Below are 9302 nucleotides of genomic sequence, written 5' to 3' on the forward strand. Positions count from 1 at the left end.
TATCGGGTGACACCCCGATCGACGCGGCTTGCTCCGCGCGGCGACTGGCCCCTCGTCGCGCGAGACGGCCTGCGCGAGCCGGCCGTCGCCGCGCTCGAAGTGGGGCGTGGAGTGCTGGTGATGGGCGATCCCGGCGTCGGCAAATCGACTCTGACCGAGGGCATCGTCGACGTCGGCGTCCGCGGATCCGTCGTCTGGCTGCGCACGCCGACCGCTCTCTCGAGCCCCTGGTCCGTGCTCGAACCGCTCATCGGGCGCACGGACGAGACGGCGACCTCGGGCGACATGCTCACCCGGCTGGTCCGCCGGTGTCAGGCCGCTCTGGAGCGCTTGGACGACCCCGTGCTCGTCCTCGACGATGCGCATATGATCGGCGCCTCGACGGCGATCGTGCTGTCCGAGGTCGTGCAGCTGGGCGCCGCACGTCTGGTCTGCAACGCACGCCGCCTGCCGCGCCCGCCCGAATCGCTGTTCACACTCGTACGGCAGGGATGGCTCGAGCACGTCGACGTCGACGGCCTCGACGCCGATCAGGTGCACCGCCTCCTGACGCGTGTGCTCGACGGGCCTGTCGCTCTCGAGACCGTGCACCGCGCGCTGGACCTCACGCGCGGGAACCCGCTCTATCTCCGGGAGCTCGTGCGATCGCTGCAGGCATCCGGGGCCCTCGTTCATGCTGATGGCGCGTGGGTCTGGAACGATCAGCGTCACATCGGGCGGCGCCTCACCGACCTGATCGGCGCGGAGCTTGAGATGCTCGAGCCCGCGCAGCGCGACATCGTGGACCTGCTCGCGCTCGCGGGCCGAGCGCCCGTGGACGCGCTCGAGAAGATCGTCGACGCCGAGGCCCTCGACGCCGTCACCGTGCTCGGGCTCGTCGTGCGCGAGCGGCGCGCGCAGGATCGCGCGCCGCAGATGCGGCTGGTGCATCCCGTGCACACCGAGGTGCTTCGCGAGAGCCTGTCGCCGCGGCGACGGCGCGCTCTGTACGACCGGTTCCAGCCGGACGCATCGACGTTCGCGAGCGTCGACTGGGCACTCACCTGCGGCGTGACACCCGACGTCGACGACATGGTCGCGGCAACTCGTGAGGCCGCCACCGTACAGGACTACTCGCTGGTCACGCGGATCAGCGACGTCGCTCTGAGCGTGCTGCCGGACGCGGATCCGCGTGCCCTCGAACTCCTCCTCGTGCGCGCGCAGATCGCGCGCTACCAAGGCGACGCACAGTCCACTCTGGCGAATCTCTCGCGCGCGGAACCGCTGATCCCCCTGGACGAGGCCGGCGACGGCGCGCGTCTGCGCCACGCGCGCATCGCGGCCGATCTGGCGCAATTCGGCGACGACGACGTCGACGGCGCCCGCCGCATCATGCGCGACACGCCGCTTGCGACCCCCTCGTTCGCCGCCTTGCGCGAGGCGGATGGACTCGTGCGCCTCGCGTACGCCGGTCGTTTCGGGGAATGTCTCGACGGGCTCGAAGAGTGCGGAGAAGCCACCTCGGATCCCGCGATCCGCGCGATCCTGCTGGGCTCACGCATCCTCGGCGGCGCCCAGGCCGGGCGGCTCGACCACGCGCTTGCACTCGCCGACGAGTCGTTGGCGCGATGGCGTCTCGACCCTGCCCGGTACCCGCAGCCGATGTACGAGCTCGTCGCTGCGCGCACGCTCGCGGCACTGTGGGCGGGCGACACGGACACGGCGTCGAGCACGCTCGCCCTCATCGACGAACTGAGGGTGGACGTGGACGACGCCGTGCTCCAGACAGGCGTGGGGCGCACGCTGATCGCGCGTGGAGAGTGGCGCGCCGCCATCGGTCAGCTCCGAGGAGCCCTGTCTCACTTCAGCATCCGCGATCCTCGGGGATTCGCGGCCACGACGTGGTCCGCCCTCGCCTATGCGCTCGCCGCGGTCGGGGAGCTCGGCGAGGCGCGGGACGCGAGACGTCAGCACCGCCGTGCGCAGTCGCGCGCTTCGCGCCTGATCACGAGCGACAGCGAGATGAAGCGGCTCGCGGTCGCTCTCGCGCTCGGTGAGGACACCGTCATCGATCAGTGCGATGACGTGGACGCCCGCTACGTGCGCGAAGGGCTGTGGCTGCCCGTTCTGCACGCGCGCCACATGAGGTGCGTCGCCGAGGCCGCGGACGTCGGCGCGGCGTCGGACGGATCCGTGGCGCGGCTCGTCGACGCCGCCCGAAAGGTCGACGGCCCGATCCCCGACCTGATGGTGAGACACGCGCGCGCTCTCGCCGCGGGCGACGAGGCGATGGCGAGCGGTGTCGTCGCGAGCCTGCTCGCGCACGGCGTCTGGATCCCCGAGCCGGCCGCCGTGGAGCTCACGCCTCGGCAGAGCGAGATCGCGACGCTCGTGCGTGCGGGCCTGTCGAACAAGGACATCGCCTCGCGGCTCGTGATCTCGGTGCGAACCGTTGATGCGCACCTGCGAGAGATCTTCGCGCGTCTCGGTGTGACGAACCGCGCGGGCCTCTCGGCAGCCTGGTCGCGTGCCGGGCGGGAGTGACGGGCGCCGCACCGATCATCGGGGTGCACGGGATCGTCGTCTTCGTCGGATCTCGCGCCATTCTCCGCTGAGAATGACGCGAGGTGCCGCCGAACCGTCGTGGTCGGGTGCGTCGGCGCCTCGATCCGTGCGTCAGCGTGACTCATCGGCCCGTGTCCTCTGGCGCGCGACGAGCATCAGGGCGCCGGCGGCGAGTATCGCGACGGAGATCCCGACGATCCCGCTCAGCGATCCTCCGCCCGTGGCGGCGAGGCCGTCCGGTTCGTCGGGCGACGGTGCCGGGTCGGGGGTGCCTGCGGGGGTGGGAACCGGCGCTGGAGCCGGCTCCGGCGTGGGCTCCGGTTCGGGCGTCCCTGTCGGCATCGGCGCGGGTGTCGGGTCCCGTTCCGGTGTGGGCGTGGGGGTCGGTTCCGGTGTCGGTGTGGGAGTCGGTGTCGGTTCTGGTCCCGGTGTGGGCGTGCGCGTCGGTTCCGGTGTGGGCGTGGGCGTCGGTTCCGGTGAGGGCGTGGGCGTGGGCGTGGGTTCCGGCTTCGGTGTGGGCGTCGGCTCCGGCGTCGGCGTGGGAGTCGGTGTCGGCTCCGGTGCGGGATCGACGACGTACTCCGCGATCGGCGTCGCGTCGACCGCGGCATTCGCCTCGTCGCCCGCGTAGGCGACCGAGAACGTGTACGCGCCGGGGATCGGGTCCGCGAGCGTGATCGTCGCGGTGCCGTTCTCGTCGGTGAGCGCGGTGCGCGTCTCGGCGGCGCCGAGCTCCATCGTCTGGTCGCCGGGATCCGTCTGGTCGCCGGCGGTGTCGATCGTGAACGCGATCTCGTGACCGGCGCTGTCCGGCGCGGCGCCCGTCAGCGTGGCCGTGAGCGCGAGCTCACCGGGCAGCGTGATGCCGTCGGCCGGCTCGACCTGCAGGCCGAGCTCGGGCGAGGCCTTCTCCATCGCGGGGAAGGTGTGAACGAGCGTGAGCCTTCCGTCCTCGCCGAATGTCGCCTCGGCCGCCTGCTCGTTGACGGTTCCGACGGTCGAGTCGGTGAAGACGTGGTCGGCGGCAGGCGCGAGGGTCACGGTCGCGGTGTACGCCGTGGAGATGGCGGCCGTGTCGTCCGCCGGATCCCAGGTGACCGACTCGACCTGGTAGGCGTCGCCGGCGGGTGCGGCGCCGTCGGCGAGCCGAGCGCCGAGCGCGGGCGCGTCGAGAGCGACCGCGACCGAGGGAATCGCGGGAGCGGCCTTCGCAGTGAGGTCGTGGTCCTGCGTGGGAATCTCGATGGTCGTCTGCGTCGCGTCCAGCGGTTCGCCGTCGAGGACGAGATGCCGCAGCTCGGAGCCCGCGCTCGCGACGCCCTCGAAGTCGACGGATCCGTCGGCGGGAACCGAGAACGTGCCGTGCGTCATGCCCTCGGGCAGTGCGACGCCATCCGGGAGGGGGAGGTCGGTCGGCAGGACCGAGGCGACGCCGTCCGCGAGGGAGGTCCTTGCGAGGAAATGAGCCGCGGCGCCGTCGTTTGCGTTCGTGCTCCCGATGCCGATATCCGCGGCCGCGCCGCGGATATCGGTGCCGTCGCCGCCCGTGGCGGTGACGGCACCCGTCGTCGCGATCGTGATCTCGGCGCCGTCCAACGTGCCCTGACCGGTTCCGATGCCGGCGCCGGCTCCGTTCCTCCAGACGTATGTATGTGAACCTTCGGCGGTGAACGCGTCGCCGCCGGTGGCGGTGACGGTGGCATCCCCGATGATCGCGATGCTGCCCCCGGACGCCGAGGCGCCGCCTCCGATGCCGGCCGCGGCCAGCTCGCTCGTCGCGGCGACGGTGCCGCCCGTGATCGTGATCGAACCTGCACCGCCGCTGTTTCCGCCGCCGATGCCCGCCCCGTATACATGGCTCGTCGCCGTGACGGTCCCGCCGGTGATCGTGATCGCGCCGGTGTCGTCTCCGTACGCGCCGCTGCCGATGGCCGCGCCGCCGAAACCGGCTGTCGCGTCGATCGTGCCACCGCTGATGACGATGGTGCCGCGGTCACCGTCCTCTCCGCCGCCGATTCCGGCCGCGTCGCCCCCGCCGCTGGCAGTCACGGCGCCTCCGTTGACGACCGTCTCGCCGCCGTCGCCGCCAAAGCCGCCGCCGATGCCCGCGCCGCCTGAGCTCGATGCGACGACGGTGCCTCCGTTGATTGAGATCTCCCCGCTTGAGACGCTGCCCATTCCGCTGCCGATTCCCGCGCCGAGACCGCCGGATGCCGTCAGGGTTCCTGTGCCGTCGCCGCCGGCCGGCGTGTGTACGGTCAGGCTGTCACCGGATTCGACGCGGATACCCGGATCCGTGGGGACGTCATGTGTCACCGTCATGTCGCAGCCGTCGGCGAGGAGCAGGTTCACGTCGCCGTCGACGGTGAGCGTTCCGAGTTCGAGCGCTCCTGCAGGACACTCGTACCAGCCCGTCGTGAGCGCGGTCGGGCCGCTGTCGTCGAGCGGCATCGCATCGTCGGGGCGCCCCGGGTCGTCGCCCGGATCCGTGACGCCGTCCAGCTCGAATACGGCAGTCAGCGTCCTGTCGGCGTCGACGGTCTCGAGGGTGTACGCGCCGCCTGTGATGCTTCGGATCTGCGGGTCGTCGTCGACCCGTACGCCGAGCGGCGCCGGCGCGGATCCCGTGATGTCGAAGATCGCGTCCTCGCCGGCAGGAACGGCGAACGTGCCGTGCGTCATCCCTGCCGGCAGATCGCTCGCACCCTGGGGGAGGACGGATCCCGCGCCCTCGACGACGAGGCCGTCCTCGTTCGTCAACGCGGTGCGGACGAGGTGATGAGTGGCGGTGCCATGCTGGTTGCCAGCGGATCCGTACCCGATCGCGGCCCCTGCTCGGCCTCCGTTCGACGACACGCCGCCCGAGACCGCGACGCTGCCCGTGGTCGCGATCGAAACAGTGCCGGGAGCCCCGCCAGCGGCCCCTCCGCCGATGCCCGCACCGGCGCCTGCGGCGGCCCCGCCGCCGATCGCGGTCACAGCCGCGGTGCCCGTGATCGAGACGGAGCGTCCGGAGCCGCCGTTGCCGCCACCGCCGATGCCCGCGCCGCCGTTCGCCGAGACGGCGGAGACGTCGCCGCCGGTGATTGTGACCGCGCCCCCATCGATGCCGCGACCCCCGCCGATGCCGGCGCCATCGCGGCTGGAGGCGACGACGTGGCCCGACTCGATCGTGATCGTGTCGCCGGCCGGGTCGTAGGTGGTGCCGAGGATTCCCTGTCGCCCGCCGCCGATCCCTGCGCCCGCCTGGCTGTACGCCTCGACCCGTGTGTCGTCGCCGCCGATGGCGATCGTGCCGGCCTTGCTGGTCATCCCGCCGCCGATGCCCGCTCCGAGCGCGCTCGAGGCGGCGACATGTCCGCCGGTGATGGAGATCGAGCCGCCGTCTCCTCCGGCGTCGCCCCCGCCGATCCCGGCGCCCCAGCCGCTGGTCGCGAGCACGTACCCACCGGTGATGGAGATATCGCCGCCGTCGCCGCCGTCGTCGCTTTCGTCGCCGTCTCCGGCTGTGCCGCCGCCGATGCCGGCGCCCCTGTCATCGCCGGTGGCCTCGACGCGTCCGCCGGTGATCGTGATGTCGCCGCCGTTCGTGCCGAAGTGATCGTGGCCGAGGAAGACTCCGCTGTCGGTGTACGCGCTGACGACCAGGGGAGCGCCGCCGCCGATGCCCGCGCCCTTGTCCATGCTGGTCGCGGTGACGTCGCCGCCGTTGATGACGATCTCGCCGCCGTCGCCGCCCGCGCCGCCGCCGATGCCTGCACCGGTGCCGACGAGGCCCGTCGGGTCGCCTTCCGCATCACCGTGGCGCGTCGTGGCCGTGATGGTGCCGCCGTTGACGGTGGTGACACCGCCGTCCCCGTCGTAGCCGCCGCCGATGCCCGCGCCACGTGCGCTGTACGTCGTGATGTTGCCGCTGTTGACGGTGATCTCACCGGCGTTCGTGCCCTGCTCACTGCCGATGGCCGCGCCGCTGAAACCGGCCGTGGCGGTCAGCAGGCCGCCCGGGCCGGTGATTGTGAGCGCGTCGTCCCCTTCGACGCGGATGGCGGGGTCGGGATCCAGTCCGTCCGGGTCGCTGACCGTCACCCGAAGATCGCATCCGTACCGGAGGACGAGGGTGACCCGGCCGTCGACCACGAGCTCCGCGGCGTCCACGCGGCCGTCGCAGTGCCAGATCCCGGCGGTCAGGGTCGTCGTGTCGTCGTCGAGGTTGCCGTCCGCAGCCTGTGCGGGCGCGGCGAAGCCGAGCACGGCGAGGGATGCGGCGGCGAGGATCCCGGTGAGGCGGGTTCCGATGCGTCGGGAGCGAGACATGAGATTCCTTCGTGGGGGCGAGTTCGTGTGGCGGGCGGACGTGAGCGCGTCGAAGCTGCGCCTGCCCCGCGTGGTCGCGTCTCGGCAGCCGGCGCCTAGGTTCGAGTGCGCGTGCTGCGGTGCGCGATGAGAAGAAGGGCGCCGGCGACGAGCGTCGCGAGCGATGTCCCGATGACCCCGCCGTGGAGCCCGCCGCCCGTGGCGGCGAGGTCGTCGGGTTCATCGGGCGACGGTGCCGGGTCGGGTGAACCTGTGGGAGTGGGGTCCGGAGTCGGAGTCGGTGCGGGCGTGGGTTCCGGTTCCGGAGTGGGGTCCGGTTCGTGAGGCGCCGGCGCGGGCGTGGGCTCCGGTTCGGGCGTGGGTTCCGGTTCGGGAGGCACTGTCGGTGTCGGTGTCGGTGTCGGTGTGGGTGTCGGTGTGGGTGTGGGCGCCGGCGTGGGCTCCGGGCTCACGCCGTATCCGATGATCGGATCCGACTCGGCAGGGGCGTTCGCGGCGTCCCCGGCATACGCCGCGGAGAACCCGTAGTCGCCGGGGGTGAGATCGGGCACGGTGATGGACGCGGCCCCGTTCTCGTCGGTGACGGCGGTCATCGCCGTCGCGGCGGTCGCGGTGAGACTCACCGCGGCCTCCGTCTCGTCGATCGTGAAGGCGATCTCGTGACCCGCCTGTTCCGGATACGCGCCCGAGAGCGTCGCGGTCAGTGTGACCTCACCGGGAAGCGTGACGCCGTCCGCCGGGACGACGTCAAGGTTGAGCGCGGTCGCAGCCTTCGCCGTCGCGGGGAACTCGGCGACGAGCGTGAGGGTGCCGTCGTCGCCGAGGGTGGCCTCGGCCGGCTCGCCGTTCACGGTGCCTGCGGTCTCGTCTGTGAAGGTGTGCTCGGCGGCGGGGGACAGGGTGAGGGTCGCGGTGTAGGGCGTGCCGGGGACGGCGGCCACGTCGTTCGGACCCCAGGCGACGGAGTCGACCGTGTACGTCTCGTCGTCGGGCGTCGCGTCGGCGGCCAGGCCGGATCCGCTCGTCGGCGCGTCGATCGTCACCGACGCTTCGGCGACGGGGATCGGCGAAACGGCGTACCCGGTGATGGTCTCCGCGTCGGCGGGACGATTCGACTCGTCTCCGGCGAAAGCGGCGCCGAACGTGTACTCGCCGGTGCGGGGCGCGTCGAGCGTGTAGGTGGCGATGCCGTTCTCGTCGGTGGGCGCCGACACGGTCTCGACGCCGTCCGGTCCGTCGATCGTGAGCTCAACATCGTGTCCGGCGATATCGGGGAATGCACCGGTGAGGGTCGCCGTGAGCGTGACGTCGCCCGGCGTCGTGGTGCCGGTCGCGGGGGCCGCGTCGAGGGTGAGCATCGGTGCAGCCATGTCCGTTGCCGGGAACTCGCGGGTGAGGGTGAGCGTGCCGTCGGCGTTCTTCGTGGCAGCGGCCGGTTCGCCGTTGATGGTTCCGGTCGGCGCGTCGGCGAAGCCGTGCCCGTCGATCGGAGCGAGGACGACGGTCGCGGTGTAGGCGGCCGCAGGAGACGCGGGCGAGTCGGTCGGATCCCAGGTGACGGAGTCGACCGTGTACGTGTCGAGGTCGGGGACGGCGTTCTCCGCGAGCGGTTCGTCGCGGGCAGGGGCGTCCAGGGCGATGCTCGCGTCGACGATCGCCGTGACCGCCGTGGCGGTGAGTTCGTGATCCTGATCGGGCGTGGCGATCGTGAACTCGGTCGCGTGCACCTCCGTGCCGTCGAGGACGAGCTGGGCGATCTCGCTCGGGTCTGTTGCCGATCCGGCGAAGGTGAGGGATCCGTCGACGGGGACGGAGAACGTGCCGTGTGTCGTGCCGTCGGGGAGTTCCGCCCCGTCGGGGAGGTCCATGTCGACGGGAAGGACCGACGCGATGCCGTCGCTCCCTGAGATGGACGTCGTCACGAGCCGGTGTGTGGCCGCGCCGCCGGAGCCGGAGCCGTGGCCGATCGCGGCACCGGCGCTGTGCCCGAAGCCTTCATTGCCGCCGATGGCGGTGACAGTGCCCGTGGTCGCAATTGTTACATCCGCTGGATTGTCGCCCTCAGCTCCGGTGCCGATCCCGGCTCCCGCACCGGATATCGAGCTTGTGGCATCACCGCCGATCGCGGTGACGGAGGCGTCTCCGACGATCGTCACGGAGCCACCGAGGTCTCTGTGTCCGCCCCCGATGCCGGCGGCGCGCGTGTCGCTGCTCGCGTTGACGTCGCCGCCGGTGATGAGAACGCTCGATCCATCGTCAGGAGCGTAAGCGCCGCTGCCGATGCCCGCGCCGTAGCCGCTGGTGGCGGAGACGACTCCGTCGTGGATGGAGACCGTACTCGAGTTCCCATACCCGCCGCCGATGCCCGCGCCGCTCTCGCCGGTGGCGGTGATGGTGCCGCCGTTGATGGTGATGGGTCCGCTGTCGCCATGATCCCCGCTGCC

The 9302-nt window shown here is 72.0% G+C and carries 2 protein-coding genes and 1 pseudogene; 1 reads left to right on the forward strand and 2 read right to left on the reverse strand.

Annotated features, from left to right (window positions below):
• Positions 1-6: 6 nt before the first annotated feature.
• Positions 7-2523 carry a LuxR family transcriptional regulator gene (locus GB932_RS08555; protein ID WP_156760272.1) on the forward strand — a complete coding sequence of 839 codons (2517 nt, stop codon included), beginning with the start codon at positions 7-9 and terminating at the stop codon, positions 2521-2523.
• A gap of 132 nt (positions 2524-2655) precedes the next feature.
• On the opposite strand, the gene GB932_RS08560 is transcribed toward GB932_RS08555, so the two are convergent.
• Both GB932_RS08560 and GB932_RS19605 read right to left on the reverse strand, forming a co-directional pair.
• The gene (locus GB932_RS08560) at positions 2656-6858 is read right to left on the reverse strand and encodes a beta strand repeat-containing protein (protein ID WP_156760273.1); all 4203 of its coding nucleotides are present in this window, start codon (positions 6856-6858) and stop codon (positions 2656-2658) included.
• A 95-nt stretch (positions 6859-6953) separates the two neighbouring features.
• Positions 6954-9302: pseudogene (locus GB932_RS19605) on the reverse strand (Ig-like domain repeat protein); the annotation flags it as partial.

It is taken from the genome of Microbacterium karelineae (assembly GCF_009745985.1).
Lineage (GTDB): Bacteria > Actinomycetota > Actinomycetes > Actinomycetales > Microbacteriaceae > Microbacterium > Microbacterium karelineae.